The organism is Bradyrhizobium liaoningense (assembly GCF_018130785.1).
Lineage (GTDB): Bacteria > Pseudomonadota > Alphaproteobacteria > Rhizobiales > Xanthobacteraceae > Bradyrhizobium > Bradyrhizobium liaoningense_A.
In genome coordinates, this window is record NZ_JAFCJT010000025.1 from 93048 (window position 1) to 109209 (window position 16162).

14 protein-coding genes are annotated in these 16162 nt (G+C 58.4%); 9 read left to right on the forward strand and 5 right to left on the reverse strand.

Going from position 1 to position 16162, the window contains the following annotated elements:
* Nucleotides 1-350: 350 nt before the first annotated feature.
* Nucleotides 351-671 carry a tyrosine-type recombinase/integrase gene (locus tag JQ627_RS32675; protein WP_249143595.1) on the forward strand — a complete coding sequence of 107 codons (321 nt, stop codon included), beginning with the start codon at nucleotides 351-353 and terminating at the stop codon, nucleotides 669-671.
* A 470-nt stretch (nucleotides 672-1141) separates the two neighbouring features.
* Here JQ627_RS32675 and JQ627_RS32680 read toward each other — a convergent pair whose 3' ends face one another.
* The gene (locus JQ627_RS32680) at nucleotides 1142-2128 is read right to left on the reverse strand and encodes a transporter substrate-binding domain-containing protein (RefSeq protein ID WP_312015823.1); all 987 of its coding nucleotides are present in this window, start codon (nucleotides 2126-2128) and stop codon (nucleotides 1142-1144) included.
* 1248 nt (nucleotides 2129-3376) lie between these two features.
* Between JQ627_RS32680 and JQ627_RS39305 the strand changes: the two genes are divergently transcribed.
* The gene (locus tag JQ627_RS39305; RefSeq protein ID WP_249143581.1) at nucleotides 3377-3700 is read left to right on the forward strand and encodes a hypothetical protein; all 324 of its coding nucleotides are present in this window, start codon (nucleotides 3377-3379) and stop codon (nucleotides 3698-3700) included.
* 42 nt (nucleotides 3701-3742) lie between these two features.
* Entirely contained in the window at nucleotides 3743-3931 is a 189-nt protein-coding gene (locus JQ627_RS32690; RefSeq protein ID WP_148312123.1) for a hypothetical protein, read from the forward strand.
* A 28-nt stretch (nucleotides 3932-3959) separates the two neighbouring features.
* Here the strand turns inward: JQ627_RS32690 and JQ627_RS32695 are convergent, their stop codons facing one another.
* The 3 genes from JQ627_RS32695 to JQ627_RS32705 all read right to left on the reverse strand — a co-directional run bounded on the left by JQ627_RS32695 (nucleotide 3960) and on the right by JQ627_RS32705 (nucleotide 6072).
* On the reverse strand, nucleotides 3960-4205 hold the full coding sequence (locus tag JQ627_RS32695; RefSeq protein ID WP_063981261.1) for a PilZ domain-containing protein: 246 nt from the start codon (nucleotides 4203-4205) through the stop codon (nucleotides 3960-3962).
* 739 nt (nucleotides 4206-4944) lie between these two features.
* Nucleotides 4945-5136: a hypothetical protein gene (locus tag JQ627_RS32700; protein WP_212488469.1), complete on the reverse strand. Its 192-nt coding sequence runs from the start codon at nucleotides 5134-5136 to the stop codon at nucleotides 4945-4947.
* Between the two features lie 492 nt (nucleotides 5137-5628).
* Nucleotides 5629-6072 carry a hypothetical protein gene (locus tag JQ627_RS32705; protein ID WP_212488470.1) on the reverse strand — a complete coding sequence of 148 codons (444 nt, stop codon included), beginning with the start codon at nucleotides 6070-6072 and terminating at the stop codon, nucleotides 5629-5631.
* A gap of 128 nt (nucleotides 6073-6200) precedes the next feature.
* On the opposite strand from JQ627_RS32705, the gene JQ627_RS32710 reads away from it, so the two are divergent.
* The 6 genes from JQ627_RS32710 (at nucleotide 6201) to JQ627_RS32735 (ending at nucleotide 15529) form a co-directional block, all read left to right on the forward strand.
* On the forward strand, nucleotides 6201-7739 hold the full coding sequence (locus tag JQ627_RS32710) for an MASE4 domain-containing protein (protein WP_212488471.1): 1539 nt from the start codon (nucleotides 6201-6203) through the stop codon (nucleotides 7737-7739).
* A 1091-nt stretch (nucleotides 7740-8830) separates the two neighbouring features.
* A complete protein-coding gene (locus JQ627_RS32715; RefSeq protein WP_212488472.1) occupies nucleotides 8831-9805 on the forward strand; it encodes an AraC family transcriptional regulator in 975 nt (324 codons plus the stop codon).
* 170 nt (nucleotides 9806-9975) lie between these two features.
* Nucleotides 9976-10320 carry a hypothetical protein gene (locus JQ627_RS32720; RefSeq protein ID WP_014493348.1) on the forward strand — a complete coding sequence of 115 codons (345 nt, stop codon included), beginning with the start codon at nucleotides 9976-9978 and terminating at the stop codon, nucleotides 10318-10320.
* A gap of 639 nt (nucleotides 10321-10959) precedes the next feature.
* Nucleotides 10960-11208, forward strand: coding sequence for a hypothetical protein (locus JQ627_RS32725; RefSeq protein ID WP_249143582.1), 249 nt, complete (start codon nucleotides 10960-10962; stop codon nucleotides 11206-11208).
* Between the two features lie 140 nt (nucleotides 11209-11348).
* Nucleotides 11349-11492, forward strand: a complete 144-nt coding sequence (locus JQ627_RS32730; RefSeq protein ID WP_409363832.1) for a hypothetical protein — start codon at nucleotides 11349-11351, stop codon at nucleotides 11490-11492.
* A gap of 1472 nt (nucleotides 11493-12964) precedes the next feature.
* Complete coding sequence (locus JQ627_RS32735; protein WP_212488473.1) at nucleotides 12965-15529, forward strand: hypothetical protein; 2565 nt, start codon at nucleotides 12965-12967, stop codon at nucleotides 15527-15529.
* Between the two features lie 400 nt (nucleotides 15530-15929).
* On the opposite strand, the gene JQ627_RS32740 is transcribed toward JQ627_RS32735, so the two are convergent.
* The coding region (locus JQ627_RS32740) for a carbohydrate porin (RefSeq protein ID WP_212488474.1) at nucleotides 15930-16162 on the reverse strand (233 nt) is incomplete at its 5' end.

Here is a 16162-nt window from a genome sequence, read left to right on the forward strand (position 1 = left end):
GGGGGATCATAACCACGACGAACAGGACGTTGATCAGTAGCCAAATACCGAGAACGATGAACAGCGTACGCATTACTATTCCAAGAGCCGCACCGCCTGAGTGCAGGCAGTATGTTTTTTGAAGCAACTGCTTCTATAATCTCACTATCATTACTTGGGATGACGAGTGCAATGCAATGCGTCCGCAACCAGGCACATTCCCGCTGTAACCTTACCCGGGAAAGTTCGGCAACCATCGCAGCGACTGGGCGGATGAAGCTCAGCGTCGACGGCCATCGAAATTCGGCAGCTCAACGACTCCATTCGCCTGCAGGCACCCGTAAATGTCCCAGTGCGATGCTTCGATCGGCATGCGCGTCGGGTCCAGCATTCCGACCGGCGAGGAGTTTATCAGGATATCACCCACGTCGCCCTTTGTATTCACTTCTGAACGTGGGACGCCGTTCACCACAGCACGCTTCGCGCGTATGGTTGAGCGAGCGGGCGTACAGGGAGCCCTCGGGTTCAAGGCCCATCCGCACATGCTGCGACATGCCTGCGGGTTTGCACTGGCCTCCAAGGGACACGACACCCGCGCCCTTCAGGCCTACCTCGGCCACAAGAACAACCAGCACACCGTGCGATACACCGAGCTGTCGCCTACGCGCTTCCGCAACTTCTGGCGGGACTGATCACTGCACCGCGATAAATTGTTTATGTCCGATTGGGATAAGTTAATGACCGGGTGGGAAGCGGAACTCACCTGAAGAACATCGACGTCCGAGCGATTAATGCCCCTTACCACCCCTCGGCCTCAATCCCGAAGCATAGACTGGTGAGGAGAAGAGAGCCTTCAGCTCTTGTGGCTCCCAAGGCTGTCGTGTGGATCGCGTCTCGCGCAAAACCGCGGAATTTTCGGGTCAGGGCGCTGCAAGTGAACCCGAACTTCCCATGTCTGATTGATCTGTTGCGAGTGCCAGTCACACCACAAAAAGGGCCGTCGGTAGCAAAGGAGGCAGTAGCCCGCAGTGATAGAATTCGCCGCGGGGCTCTCGATGGTGCGCACGTTGAGAAACGGAAGATCGTGAGGCGATAACGCCCGATCGCGGTAATCGCTTCCTTACGGTTCGTTACCTTCGAGGCACCTGTTTCTTCAGCGACGTTACCGAGATCGGTTCGCTCCAAGCGTTTCGAACAGCGTTTGCTGCCACCAACCTCCCTCGACTTGATCGAGCACAGCGAGATCTAGCGATGATCGCAAAGCACTATTTTTGGGAAGAACAATGGCATAGTTCTCGCTGCTAAAACTCGTATCGACAATACGGACTTGCCCGGTGAATTCATTCCGAACTATCCAGGTCAGCAGCGGCTTATCGTGTACGAAAGCATCCAGCTCACCACGCCGCAAGGCAGCCAGACCGCTTTCGACGTCGGGATACCTCCGAACGGGCAGGCGTTGACGGGCAAGGTAATCAGTTGCGGCAGACGCTGCGACCGCGCCGACACGAACGATGCGGAGATCGTCAAAACCGTGAACAGAGCCCTCAAGTTCTCTACGCGTCAAAGTAGACGTGATGCCAGCAGTAAACACGGCGATTGCAATGACAGAAGCAATCATCCACCCCATGGCCACAATCCGTCCTGGAAGGGTGGCAGGAGCATTCTGGGCGGCTCCGGCTTGAGTCATGGCTAATGTCGACCACCAAAAGCTCGAGCCGAGGCCCTTAGCACCGCCAGCAAAGTGCTCCGTCTTCCGTCTTTCAAACATCCAGATAACGAAACCGACCGTCATCGCCAGACCGAGTAAAGCTCCGACAGCTTGGATGAAGCCAAATGACAGAAGTGCCTGTCCGATTGATCGCCAAGGATCTTCGTTGATCGGCACTGCAATTCCAAGCCCGGTGTTGTAGAACGGTTGTGTAAAGTCTACACCGCGCGCTCTCGCGGCAGTCACGGTGATAGCCGCAACACCGGCATCGAAACTGCCGTTCGCGACGCCGTGCAACAAATCGGAAATGCTATCGGTTTCTACCAACCGGAAGCGCAAGTGCTCTTCCTCGGCGATCCGTTTCCAGAGTGCGAGGCTAATCCCTGTCCATCCACCATCCGGTTGCTTCATCGCAAACGGCGGCGCCACCTTCGTTGCCACCACTAGCTCCCGCTCTTGCGCGGCCGCCTCTTCAGCGTGGAGCGTCGGGACGCAATGTACGAGCACGGATATCAAAACAGAGTACAATATGATTCTATGCAAGCGACTTACAGACGTGCCCCCGAATCGTGCACGCGGATCATCTTTGCGGCCGATAACTTCACGGCACTGTGTGTCTTGACTTGCGCTCTGCAATCGCGAGCCCCGCGAAAACTGATGAAGGAAGTTCATTCCGAACCTCGATGCGTACCCAGCAATCTCAGTCCAAGCATTTTTATTTGGCGATTTCACGGAAAATAACTTGGAAATCCAAGTGCTGCTCGTCTCGCCCTTTGCTGGAGTCGCCGAGGCGGCAAGCCCCCATTTAAGACACTTGTGACGCTTAGGGCTTCCTGATTGGAGGCACGAACGGATTTGTCTCGAAGCTAGTTCTGACATTTTTTTCGAAGCACGACTCGAGCCGGTCGAGAGCCGCCGTGCTGCTGTCGAGAGGCACCCGCAATGTCGCGCCCTCGCCTTTCACATCGAGAAAGTTTGCTGATCGGATGTTTTCAATAAGGACTCGATCTGACAGAGGAATCGAAACGCTTTTGGATTCCGCGGAAGCTTTCGCCTGCACCGAGCGCGAACCCGACGTTAGAATGACGTCATAGGACTTACCTCGGTCGAGCTTCCATTTCGTTGATTCAAGAAGCAAGCTTAATCCGTCCTGCGTTCGGATAAACGTCGTTGCAGGATCAACGGTAGATCGACTCATTGTACAGTTGTAGAATTTGTCCCCCCTTGAGGAAACAGCGATTGCCCAAGGTCCGACCGAGACACTTGCTTCTTGAGAACGTACAGACGAGAGACTTGATGCGACCATCAGGATCGCAAGAACAAGGGAACCACGGTCTTGTTTATACCATGCGAGACGAGCCAACCATCCGCTCCAACGATCTGCAGATTGACTTGTGTCAATGCAAATGGACCGCTTTGGTTTCGATCAGCGATGCCGCAACATTCACGCGCGCAGCGCGAGCCGCTGGCTTCACGAGCGTCCGACGGCAAACACTGATGCGACACGCGAACCATTGCTGATGATGGTCCACTTTGAGTAGGAACTCGGGACGAAGGTCGGCGCCGGGGGCTGGGGCTGGGGGCAAGCGCCGGAGCCGCTGCCTCGCCCGCCGCCGGAGAGATCTTTGGAGGAGGACATCCGTCAAGGGCGGCCGTTGAAACGCTGAGATAAGGAGCCGTCGTCAGCAAGTGCAGTTTGTGCCATTCGGCGTATCAACAACGGAAAGGCCATTTCCGCTGATGGATACACGGGAACCGGTGTTGCGAAGCGAGATTTCGACCATGATGCGTGCGGCGAATTGGCCACTTTTTGCAAAGGATAACTCGAGACCCATGGGGCGCTGGAAAGTAAGTTGGACCGCGCAAGAGGTCGAAAAGCTCAAATTGCTGGCGGGCACCATGCCGCTCTCGCTGATCGCCAAGGAGCTTGATCGCACCACGGGCACCGTGCTGGCGAAGGCGACGGCAGAAAAGCTCACGATAATCGTGCACACACGTAGCGGTCGGGCCTGAGCCCACGCGCCGTAGATTTCGTTTGGCCGGGGAGGTATGGGCGTGGATCGGGAACGTCAGCGCGGATTGGACGCAGGCCGGCGCTGGGCCAAGGTTGCGACCGCGCATGAGATTGCCACCGTGGTCAGCGGATCGTTCGACGACGTTTGCCGCATCATGCCGCCCGATGTATCGGACCACTTCGTTGGCGGCTTCCGTGAGGGGGTGCTCCACGTATGGCGCGGTGCGTGATTTACCTGCAAACAATTGGAGTGCGGTATCAAAAGACAAATCTGACGCCGCACGTGGTCCCGTGCCGCCACACTACATGGCAACGCCTCGTCGTCTTGAAGCCATCCAGCGACAGATCGAAATCGCGAGAAAACACGTAGAACGGGCAGTGAAACTTCGCCCCCTGATCGTTCACGTCCTTCACCACGCAGCCATGAACGCCGTCAATTCCGTCAAAGTGAATCATCGCGGGTTGGTTGATTTCAATGCGCGCCAATGCTCGCCGCTCAATCATCGGGCCAACTCCAAAAGTTATTGGATCAAAAAACTAACGCGATAATCGGCGCAGACTATCGCGACGATTTGGATTTAAAAGTAAGAGACTATAACTTTTTAAAATTGTACGAGGTTCAAATCTTTCCAAACGTGTACGCGCGTGGCCCCCTCGTGATCTTGTGCATGGTTCGCGCCCGGCAAACCAATCCAGCCGAGACGACGAGTGACGCGACGGTGGGAAGTGGTCAGCGCGAGATCTGTGACATAGTCCGCCGAGATGCCTCCGCCGAACCGGCGCGCATCTGGGCCCGTAGACACGTTAATCTCAGCGCCTCTAATCGCAAGCCATCAACCACCCGAATTTTCAAGCCCGAGGGCTAAAACTAGGGCCTATTGGGGCCCGGCGGGTTTCGCACAAGACTTTCGATTAGCCGAATAGCATTCAAAAGTTGTTTTACTTCAGTTCTTTATGACGGTTTTGCCGTACGCACGGCCCGCCATTTCGCCGCAGTTTTCCCGGCCCTGTCTACGGAGCGAACCTGACAGCGCCGCTCGTCTGGCACGAAGCCTCAGGGCTCACGAGCAATCCGCCCTTCCCTTGGCCTCTCGCGCCCGACGCTGCCGCGTCCACCACAAGCCCCGCTCGCGAAACATGACGACACAAGATCGCCCCTCCTGGAGAGCCGGGACGACGCGAAACAGTGCGATGCAGCTTGGTTCGTCGCGATGCTGTAGAGGTTGGAAATGCGGTTCGCGGACTAACGCTTTTTAAAGTCCGTTAGCTTGCGCAGGTAGTAGCCTTGTCGCTGAACGGCGAGCTCAATGTCCTCGCTGACGCTCGCTACTTTTTTCTTCTTATGCCATCTGCCTGACGCGTCGGGAAGCGGAATTGGCAAACCATTTCGCACAACCAACAGATCACGCTTGGTGTTAAGATACACATCGAACATTCTAAGGCCCCCAGCCGATTGTCAGAGTATCGCGGCGCGTAGAAATAGCAAACAACTCCGCCCGGCCTGCGATGAACAAGCACGCCGCTACAGATTGCGATGGATGGCGTGCCGGTCGCGACTTGAGCGGCGGTCATCATGGCGGCTCACCTCACTTGTCAGCCATCTCCTGTTAGACCTTGGCAATCTCTGTGCGCACTCGAACACACACGCTCGATGGCGCGCCGGGTCGCAAGATCGCTACGTCGCGCACCGTGCAGGATAGATGCCATCAAAACGGTGCCAGCAATGCCGCTTTAGCCACATTTACCGTTGAGGACCTGATCTTGAAACGTAGGAGAGTACGTCATTCCGCCGACCGATCAGTCGCGAAATCATGTTGGCGAACTGAACAAGAGAAACAATTGCGAGGAATTCCAAAATCATTTCGAAAAGCCTCCGGGTTCGAAAATTAGCTGTCGTAAAACACGCCCCAGCCCGGAGACCGCAAATCTAAAACTGTTTGTTGCGGCGTAAACGCAAGATGGAACAGTTCAACGAAGAAACAATAAATCTGTTGCCTTTCGGCAACAGCATGAGGAGATTGCAGCGTTCTCGAAAACTCGCTGTCATTGCCGCGACGTGCGCAGCATCGGCTTCACTGCGCGGCGATTGCCGCCGCTCGCGCCGCAAGTAGCGGAGGTAGGCAACGCCGCTCTGGTAGAGCGGGAAGCCGTCGCCCTGGCGATGGATCATGCCGTCGGCTTCGAGCTTGCCGATGTAGGTCCGGTGCAATCGAGGTGCGCCGCCAGTACCGACGCGCTGGCGGTCACAGGGTTTCTGGATTGCGGTCGAGGCACACGCTTGGCGACGGGCGGGCCACCAGCGGTAACGGTCTCCGACATCGTGGTCCTGCTGCGTTGCCGTAGGATAGCTGACTTCCGCTTCCGGCGGCATAGCGGATGCAGAACATTTGGCCGACTGCCAGAGCCTTCGATATGCTGCTAACATCGGCTGCAGACAGGGCCACAATGCTGAACGATGATCCTCGCCAGTTATCGTTGACTGCGGACCATGATCCTCCGATGGTGGTCGCCCTGATGCCTTCCACGCCGCAACACCGAGCGGTAGCTGCTGGTGTCGCGGTCGTCATGCTGGCCGTTTCAGCGCTTGTCCTTCCTTTCGTGAACCGACCATTCGGCAGAATTGACAGCTTCCTTCCGGTTGTTCAGACGGTAATGAGCGCAGCTGACCTGATAACGGCGACCCTGTTATTCGCTCAATATTCGGTGCAGCCGCACAGCGCGTTGCTCGCGGTGGCGGGCGGATACATCTTCGCCGGCTCGTTTGCCTTTCTACAGACACTGAGCTTTCCGGGCAGCTACGCCCCAAACGGGCTCATAGGTGACGTTTACAACACACCAGCTTGGTTTTTTGTACTTTGGTACACCACATTTCCGCTGAGTATCCTTGCCTATGCGCTGATGAAGGACAGGGGAAAGACTTCAAGGGTGTCGACGACGGCAAGCATAGCAATCACGTTGACATGTGTGTTTGGGACAATAGCTCTGCTGTCGTTGTTGGCGATAAACGAAACCAAGCATCTGCCGCAGTTTTTCACGACAGGCCTTATGCTGCAGACACCACTCAGCAATCAATTTAACATCGGTCTATCGCTGTTGGGTTGTCTCGTGCTTCTGGTGCTTTTTGTCCGAAGGCGCACGGTGCTCGATCTATGGCTGATGGTCACAGTGTTTGCAGCGCTTCCTAACTTTCTAGTGGCGATATACGCGGGCTCGGCTCGATTTTCAGTAGGTTGGTACACCGCCCGTGGATTTGCCCTAATCGCAAGCTGTTTGCTGCTGGCTGTGTTGGTCACAGAGATGACTGTGCTCTATTCGCGGCTGGCCAGCGCCTTAGTGATGCAGCGGCGGGAGCGCGCCAATCGCATCTTTAGCATTGATGCAGCCACCGCCGCGATTGCTCACGAAATCAGGTCGCCCTTGGGGGCAATCACGCTGAATGCTGACACCGCTCAGAAGCAACTTGATGCACAACCTCCTAAACTTGATGAGTTGCGCGCCATTCTCAAAGATATTGAAGGAGCCAGCCTTAGGGTCAACGAAACAATCACAAGCGTTCGCGCGCTGTTTAAGGATGCTGCCCACCAACCAGCCATGACCAGCATCGAGGACGTCGCGCGGCAAGTGTTACGGTTGCTGCAGCACGAACTGCAGTTCAACGAAGTTTTGGTGGCGACGGAGTTTCGGGCTGAAGCGACTTTCGTGCATGCTGACCCCGGACAGTTGCAGCAGGTAATACTGAACTTGTTGAAAAACGCCATCGAGGCGATGGCTTCCACTCCCCCCAGCAGCCGGCGATTGAATATCGAAACGTGGATTGACCAAAATTCGTTCGTTCTACTGTCCATCCGGGATACTGGCGCCGGGGTGCTCCCCCAGGAACAGACGCATATATTTGAACCGTTCTATACGACCAAACCGGCGGGTATGGGGTTGGGATTGGCGATATCCTGCACGATCATCGAGAAGTATAGAGGCCGTTTATTTCTTAGCAAAACGGGGCCCCAAGGTTCGACATTTGTAATCTCACTACCTAGATAGCCCTGACAGTTGGGGCTTTGCACACAGCGTATAGCGGACGTTCTGGCGAACCCTGCAACTGCAACCACGGATTTTCTCGCGCCAGATATTCTCGATAGGTTCGGTTGCACGGTCCCCGCGCTTTTCGTCACCCTGCATAGGACCTTCGACCATCCTGTCGTGTCCGTGCGATGCACGACGTGGAAGCTATAGCGTCCTGCGAGGACATCAGTTTTGACGCATCCGGGCTATATTGGTCTGGATCGCTGCTACATAGTTGGTGACTGCTGCGCTATAAAAGGACGATCCGCTGCCTGCGGCGAACTCCCATTCACATACCCATTTGCATGCGAAATTGATTTTAGCTGCGCACGCGCGCGTCATTGGTTGTGAGGGTTCAAATCATGACGAAGCACTTTTCGAGGCGCATCATGACTGATGTGCTCGTAGTCCTAGTATCTGTAGTGATGATCACGATTGCAGTGACATTTTTGGGCGATCCCATTCGGGCCCGCATCGCTGCTTCTATCCCAACACCATTCGATTTAGCGATGGTCAAGACACTCGCAACCGCTGAACCGAGCAAACCGAGCCGTCCGCGCGCGCAACCGAGTTGCCGGCTTCGTTCCGCTCCTCTGCAATGGAACGTAGACTGGCTTTTCCGGCCACCCGCAGCTCGCGGATGATGTGGGCTTGCTAAAGAAGCAAGCCGTGTCGGTTGGCGGCCTTTAGGCACGGCGTTTTCTTCACCTTTTGAGGAGTGATGCCAGTCGTATCGGCTGTGGATTACACATGCGCGCATCCTCAATGTTGCACACGCAAATTCTTCGTGCCCTTGCGGCATTTCGCGCATCATAGCAACCTCGATGCGAACCGTGTCAGCATCGAAAGCCTGACGGGAAATTCCTCATCATTTTCTTGAGGTCCCTGCCTTCATTTGTAATCCACCTCACACCTGCAGCGAAGCTGCGGTCCGATATTGTCTCAGTCTTGGCGTCATTCGAGGAATTTACAGATTTCGTTCGGGCGCTCAGTCGTTCTTGCGTGGGTGGGCACCGAAACGGGAGGCCGGCATGCCAACGTCATCTCCCCTTGTGCGATGGTCGACTGAGATGCTGCCGGAGCGCACACGGTATTCCACGTTCCGTGAAGAGTTTACGCGGCTGAACCTCGCCTTGGACGTGATAGATCACAGCGGCGGCCGCCCGCGTATCAATGTCACCTACTTGCCGCTCGGCCCGGTTGGCGTTTGTGGCATTGTCAGCACGCCGGTGGAGTTTATCCGTCACAAATGCCACCTCAAGGATAGCCGTGACCAATTCGGACTGAACATCGTCGAAGCTGGCCCGGTCCAATTTGCAAATGCTGGCCAGGAACATGTCTATGATGCCGGCGCCGCTTGTTTGGTTGACCGGGGAAGGCTGCTGCGAGTATTTGGGTCGCGTGGCGCCAGCGTCAAATTCGTGACCGTGCCAGCTGCCGCCCTTAGGTCGCTGGTTGCACAGCCGGAAGATCTATCAGGTCGGCCGGTGCGTCCTGGACCGGCGCTTCGACTGCTCCACATCTACCTGCAATCGCTCGCATCCTTCAAAGAACCTCCGTCATCAAAACTCGCCTCCACCGTCGGCACACATCTCCTCGATCTTGTGGCCGCGACGCTCGGGCCGACCGTCGAAGCTGCAAACCTCGTTACGGAGCGTGGTGTGAAGGCAGCCAAGCTGCAGGCGATCCTGGCGGAGGTCGCGCAACGCTTCGGCGATCCCAATTTCGATCTGAACAATGTTGCTGGAGCGCTCGGTATGTCGCGGCGATACGTGCAAAAATTGCTCGAAGAGACCGGAAAGCCGTTCACCGTGCACCTTGCAGCGTGTCGACTTGAGCGTGCCTTCGCGATGTTGACTGACCCGCACCATCTGCATTTGGCCATCATCGATATCGCGTTTGCAGTCGGCTTTGGTGATGTTTCTCATTTCAATCGCTCGTTCCGCCGACACTTCGGCGAGACGCCATCAGGCGTGCGCGCCGCATCAATGGTGCGGCAGAAGTCATCCTGCGCCCCCTCACAATGCGCGGGCGACGGCCGCTGAAAACGCGGACAGTTCGACCTCGCGGGACGGCAGGCAGCGCGCACCGGGGCTACAGGGCTGAAAGAGTTCCTTCACCTTGATCTATGGAATACGCGAACTGGCCATAACCGGGACCGCTTCGCGTTGAAGAATGAGACCGTCGCTGCTGGGGACCAAACGGAGACAATCCGGTGAACACTCGGACACTTGCTGCAGCGCTCGTGGGAGCAACTCTTTTCGGCCTTACCGCCGCGCAGGCCGCGCCGAAGCCCAAGGCGAAACAGGCGGGCGCGGTCACCGTCACCGTGACGAACTCGCGCAAAGCGGATCTAGTCCAGCTGGAGGCGGCCAAGTCCGGGTCGCCAGACTGGAAGGAAGTACTCGGCCCGCTGAAATCCGGCAAGCAAGCGTCGGCTAAACTGCCACAGGCCAGCGATTGCCGCTTCGATCTGCGTGGGACGTTCGACGACGGCCAGTCGACGGATGCCTCCGGCATCAATGTCTGCGCCGATAAGACGCTCAACCTGACCGATTGACACAGGCTCTTTTATCGCGCTCCGCATCAGCACGACGTGGCAGGCGCAAGGCCACACGAAGGCCGCACAGCGCAACCGGGCTTCAGGGGACGGGACCGGCCCGCGCCAGCGCCATGTGAAACTAGGGCCTATTAGGCGCCGTTCACGGTCGGTGGTTTCCGTGGGCGGATGGCGGCTGGCTCGCGCATCGCTCCCGGCAAAACCTGAAGTTGGAAAACACGAGAGGCATGGCTGCGCTTCTGGAGAAGCAGGCACAGGATGGCGTCGGCACCTTCATCGATCTGCAAGATCTGCTGTCGAGATTTTTGTATGATCCGGAGCCCGCCGCAACTCCATCGAGATAGCATTTGTGAGTTTGAGCGACGAGGTCGGCCGATCTGCCGCAAATCGACAGATCAGCTTACTTTGCCCTCTGGTGGGCTAGGCATTGGCAAACCATACTGTTCTGCGCGTTCTGTCGCTATTTCCGATAGGCGGCCGCTTGCCCCAATACCACCGCACGGATCGCGAGAAGCTGATGAAGGCCATCGACGACTACGTCGAAGAGATACCGACGATCGGACCAGGCTCCACGCCCAGAACCACAAGTGCGGGTGAAGCAGTTCGGCCTTGGGACGAAACTCGTCGCCGAACGTGCCTTTGCCGCTCCTGAAGCCGCCGGCCACAAAACTGGTCGAGCTCGCGAAGACCATTAAAGCTGTCCAGGACGGTCGCATTCACATCGAAAAGCTCAATGCTCCGTTTCTCTACACGCTCAAGGCCACCGGGTCGGAGTTCGGCGCCGGCATCAAGCATGCCGTTGAGAAGGGCTGGCTTGAGCTGCACGAGAGCGGCACGTATGTCCGGCTGATCGGCACCACCGCAAAAGCGGCCCCAGCAAAAGACTAAGTTGCCGGGGCCGTTTGGAGGCTACCTTGGCGGTAATGGGATCGCCAGGTGGTCACGAGCATAGGAAAAAACCGGCAATCAGTTCTGTCCGCTTTTGTACAAAGCGGTATAGTTCCAGATCGGGAACGGAACCGATCGCAATGAAAGACATGCAGGCTCAGTTGGAAAAGCTCCGCACCGATGCTTCCGAGTGCGCCTTGATCCGCGATCTGGCAACTGATCCCAAGAAGCAAGACCTGTTCACCAAGCTGGCCGCATCTGGCTATCCTGGCCGACGAGGTTGAACGCGCCATTGCTGCCGCGGGCACTGAGCTGAAGCGAAATGAATGACCGAACGAGGCTGGGGTCGGTGTTTCGAGGATCCGATTAGGGTCGGCGATCGCGTACTGGTGACGCTGCTCGACGCCGGCGAGTACATCACCGCGCTGCCGAACAAGAGCACAACGCGCGGGAAGGGCAAGCAGCGATGGAAGCCTAGATCCTAGTGGCGGAAGGTGGCGGCCCGACGATGTTTGCGCGGACCGGAGTCATGGCGCTTTGAACCGCCACTACGTTCCGGAGTTCAACCCCAAGGGAAATGAGCCCCATCGGGGCCGGCGCAAGCTGAAGAGGGATCAATGAACCGTCTGGATCTACGACCGGGGCACAGAGCTGGTGGTGTTCGCGACTGAGGAAGCTGCCAAGGTTTGGCTCGATGAAAACGATCCGGAGGGCGTGGCCTTCGAGTACGACGTGGTAGGCTTGCCGGCCTGAGCCGCGTCGTCTGTGACGCGGCGTCCAATGGGAAAAGCCGCAGCGTGGTTCCAGCCCCCACTGCGGCATTCCCGGAACAGCAAAAAACTTGGTGCTCAAATCTCGCCGGTGTTCTTTTAATAGAACGCCCCGTTCCGAAAATGGATTCCGTAAGACTACCGGCGCGCGAAGTTCGCGCATTGCCGTTAGAGGGCGAACATGGCACGGGCTTGCATTCCAGCCCCAACTGCTCCCGGCCGCCGATCCAATTGCAGATTAGAGCGCCGGGAGTGCTAGGCCCGCCAGCGCTCGAAAGCTTCGCAGGAAACTCAACTAAGACCGCCAGCTGAGGCTGCCTACCTCTGCTCGTTCCTCGCGAGGGACGCCAGTCTATCGAGTTGGCCGGCCAAACCCACATAAGTTCGGGCAATGTTTTTCAGGAGGGCGGCACGATTCTGGGAAATGCCGCCCGCGCCAGAAAGCCTCTTGTAGTGGTCAGCATGTTCTTGGCACTCAGCACTGTTGATCAAAGTCTCAGCCTCCCTGTTGCCCACGCGGGTCGTGGGAGCGCCCTTCCCCGCTGGCTTGCCCTCTACCATGTCAGGCCCCTTAAATCAGGTTCGGACACTGGGTTAGATACGGACAGCGCCGGCTTGAGTTTTGAAAGGGAACCACAACGGCGAGCGAATATTTGAGTCGTCGCTGGCTCGCTGCCAGAGCTGGCAGAGCGGCCCCGGCCCCCCTGATCCCCCCGCAGCCGGGGCCGACTCTTCGCCCTTGTCGTATCGGAGTAGCGTATTCGCTCCTCGCCCTCCATCGTGCCGGCCGACCGCCTCGACCGCGATGACGTCGGCGCCGTTATGGTAAGCGCCTCGCCGATCCGGTAGGGAGTCGGGCTTGATACTTTTCGGAATCGCTAGGGCATGAGGTCTTCGCAGTGCCCGTCCTGTGAAGTAAGTCACATACCAATTCTGAGTTGATTTTATGATGACGTGGTCGTCCCGAAAGGCTGGCCAAAGGATTCATGAACTCCACCGGAATCACAGAATGGCTGCACGTAGTATGGCGCTGGTTCCGCGTCACCTGGGTTTGCCGCGTGCCGTTCATGAGTGCCGTTGCGGCCGGCTGGCTGCTTGCCGCCGCACCGCAGGCGCGGGATCTGTTCGCTGATATCAGTTTCGGCTGGCCCCGCTGGCTGGCCTTCTTCGTTCTGCTGTTTGCCTGGTCGTGGGTAGTGCATGCCTCGGCGCGCCGTGCGCTTCAACACGACGATTGGGTCGAGGAAGCCCATGTCGTCGGTGGGCTTAGTCCAGTTCGCCGCAAACAGTTGCAACAGGAGTTCTACCTGCCGGCCGTGGTCGTGCCGCGCTTGCTGGGATTGGCCGTTTTCTTCTTCGCCGGATGGGCCATGTGCCGCACGCGGCGCAACCTGCTCGATGCGGTGCACGGCCTGCCCGAGGCCAACGAAGCCGCGCTCCGCTCCACGGCGCTGCTCGCAATCACTATCGGGCTGACGATGATCTATGTTGCGGCGATCTGGAAACCGCGCTTATTCGGTTTCTCCCGCCTAAGTCCCAATAATCAGGCGGTCGAGCCGCCGCTGCTGATCGGCACCCCGCAGCTCTTTGTCGGTCCCAACGTAACAGCGCGATTTAAGGCTCACGTTGCCCGCACGGCGGTCTCGCCGGTCGATGCCTGCCTGGTTTCCGCACGGGCGCTCATCCTCATCGTGCTAGTCATCACCATCGTCGATCCGCATTTCGTCGCCACGTGGCTTCCGCGCCTGTTCTTCGCACCGGTGCTGTTTGCCGGCTTCGTGCTTCTGCTCGGCGATGTCGCGGCCTGGTCGCATCGCGTGCGCACGCCCCTGCTGCTCTTACTGATCGGATTGGCGGGTGGGCTTCTCTATTGCATCGACGGTTTTCACGACGTCCGCTGGACCGGCGCGCCGTCGCGCACCTCTTCGGTCATGGGAAAGCAGCAACACATCGCGCTGGCCGAGGCGGTGCGCCGCTGGAAATGGACCAATGGCTGCCTCCCCGAACAGGGAAGGACGTGTCCGCGTCCGATAGTGATTGCCGGGGCCGGAGGAGCAAGTCGCGCCGCGTTCCTGACAGCGACTGTGGTTGGAGCGCTCATCGACCTGGGCCAGGACCCGACCAAGGCCGCCATTTACGGCGACGTTCACAAGCGCATCTTTGCGCTCTCCACTGTGTCCGGCAGTTCGGTGGGCGCTTTGATGGTGCGGTCGGCACTCGCCGACGCGGCCGAGAACGGTGCGCCGTCGCGCCCGCCGTGCACGACGGAGGGGGCTGGATCCTGGTTCGGCAAATTTGCCAAGACCTTCGCCGAGCCTGGCGTCCGTTTCGATCCTACGAGCTCGTGGCGCGACTGCTTCCAGCTCATCCTGGCCGGCGACTTCCTCTCGCCGGTCATGGTCGGGTTGGCCTATCGCGACTCGTTCCCGCTGGGTAATCCGTTCTCCGGAACTTCCTTGTGGCCGGACCGCGCCACGCTTCTGGAGCAGGGATTCGAGCGCCGCTACCATCGCATAACCTCGCCTGATCACGCTTCGCTTCGTTCCGCGCGCGCGTGCCGGAATCCGCCGGCACAAGGGCCCGCTGATCCGGCCGACGACGCAGGCATGTGCCGGCGCTTCGGCTATCACCCGGATCCGGCCAGGGCCGGCGCGTGGCTGCCGCTGCTCTTCATCAACGGAACGTCCGTCTCGACCGGACGGCGAATTGTCGTCGGCGACGTGTGCGCGGCGGATCGGTTCGGGCCGAAGCGGACCCTGTTTCCCTTCGCGTACGATCTCAACGAGATCGCCACCTGGTCAAAAAAGCTCAACGTTGATCCAGAGAAGCGCGTTGATCCTTGTGAACCGCCGGCCGACCGCAATATCCGGCTGTCGACCGCGGCAACGATGAGCGCGCGCTTCCCCATCATCTCGCCGTACGGGACTCTACGCGACCGTGATAATGATGTGGTCGACCGGATCGTTGACGGCGGCTATTTCGAAAACGACGGGCTGGCGACTGCAGCCGACATTGCCGAGGCCCTGAAGCACGAGCAGTTCGGATTGCAGCCGGTCATCATCCGCGTCGTTAACGAACCGGTGCGTCCCGAGACACGCGGGCTCGGGCCCGACCGCCCGCTGATTCCCGACGAAGAGGAACGGGCTCCGTTCGACGGCGTCACGTCGATCTTCCGCGCCCTGACGGCGACGCGTTCCGGCCACGAGGAAGGCCACGCTGCCTACGCCAAGAGCGTGGTGGGCGAGCACCGGCTCTATGCGATCGGCGTATACAAGCTCGAGCCGCCGCAGAGCGCGGCACCGGACCAGCAGAAAACCATGCCGTTGCGGGAAAATCCGCTGTGCCGGCAAGTCGTCAAGACGAAGGCCGCAATGGGGCACGTCTCGATGAGCTGGTGGATGTCGCAGCCGGTGCAGGCCTATCTCGATGCCCAGCTCTGCGTGAAAGCAAATTGGGAGCGCCTGGAGTGCGAGCTGCGAGAAGGCCGCTCGGCAAAGGGCGGGGACTGCATCGCCGGGCCTCCGGTGTCGGAAGCGGAAGCGCACGGATGACGCCACTGAAGGATCCGGTCCAACGAAAGTGACCCGGTTCATCTAGCGCAAGGAAATCCGCGCCCGCATTGAGGCGGAGATGCTGACCGGCGTGCGGAGGGACTGCGAGCAATTGCGGCGCGCCTGCAAAAACAAGGACGTGCTGGGGGAGCAAGGCGAAGGAAATTGCCGCAGATACCGAGAGGCATGCCAACGACCAGCTTGATAGGAATGTATGCGCCGAATTGCGACTCGTTCACCGATCCCTATGGGGTTGGGCTTCCTATGATTGTCGAGGCGGGCACACTCAAAATACCAGTATTCTACAACGCGCTGTCCTCTGAATGGGGACGCAATACCTCAGAGTAGCCCTCACACTCCGCATTGAACTGCCCTGCTGAGGGCCCACCTGAGCCTGTCTTCAGAACTTAATGACCGACCGAAGCCCTAGGACCGCCGCGTCCTTTAGAGGTTTACCTCGCATCGCCCCGAGAGGATCTGTGCCGCCTCCTCCGGGATGACGGATGAACTGAAAGTTAGGCTGCAATGTCAGACCAGGCTGGACCTCGTATTGGTAGACGGCGGTCACCAGCGCCTCTGAGCTACGCACCGGCCACGCCGGACCATTGAGTGATGCGAAATCTCGATCCAACG

What these genes read in the sequence shown, in the direction of transcription:
- JQ627_RS32705 (WP_212488470.1), bottom strand. Translation starts at nt 6,072, where the DNA reads ATGCCGCCGGAAGCGGAAGTCAGCTATCCTACGGCAACGCAGCAGGAC.
- JQ627_RS32695 (WP_063981261.1), bottom strand. Translation starts at nt 4,205, where the DNA reads ATGATTGAGCGGCGAGCATTGGCGCGCATTGAAATCAACCAACCCGCG.
- JQ627_RS32730 (WP_409363832.1), top strand. Translation starts at nt 11,349, where the DNA reads ATGAAAGACATGCAGGCTCAGTTGGAAAAGCTCCGCACCGATGCTTCC.
- JQ627_RS32675 (WP_249143595.1), top strand. Translation starts at nt 351, where the DNA reads ATGCGCGTCGGGTCCAGCATTCCGACCGGCGAGGAGTTTATCAGGATA.
- JQ627_RS32710 (WP_212488471.1), top strand. Translation starts at nt 6,201, where the DNA reads ATGGTGGTCGCCCTGATGCCTTCCACGCCGCAACACCGAGCGGTAGCT.
- JQ627_RS32700 (WP_212488469.1), bottom strand. Translation starts at nt 5,136, where the DNA reads ATGTTCGATGTGTATCTTAACACCAAGCGTGATCTGTTGGTTGTGCGA.
- JQ627_RS32735 (WP_212488473.1), top strand. Translation starts at nt 12,965, where the DNA reads ATGAACTCCACCGGAATCACAGAATGGCTGCACGTAGTATGGCGCTGG.
- JQ627_RS32715 (WP_212488472.1), top strand. Translation starts at nt 8,831, where the DNA reads ATGCTGCCGGAGCGCACACGGTATTCCACGTTCCGTGAAGAGTTTACG.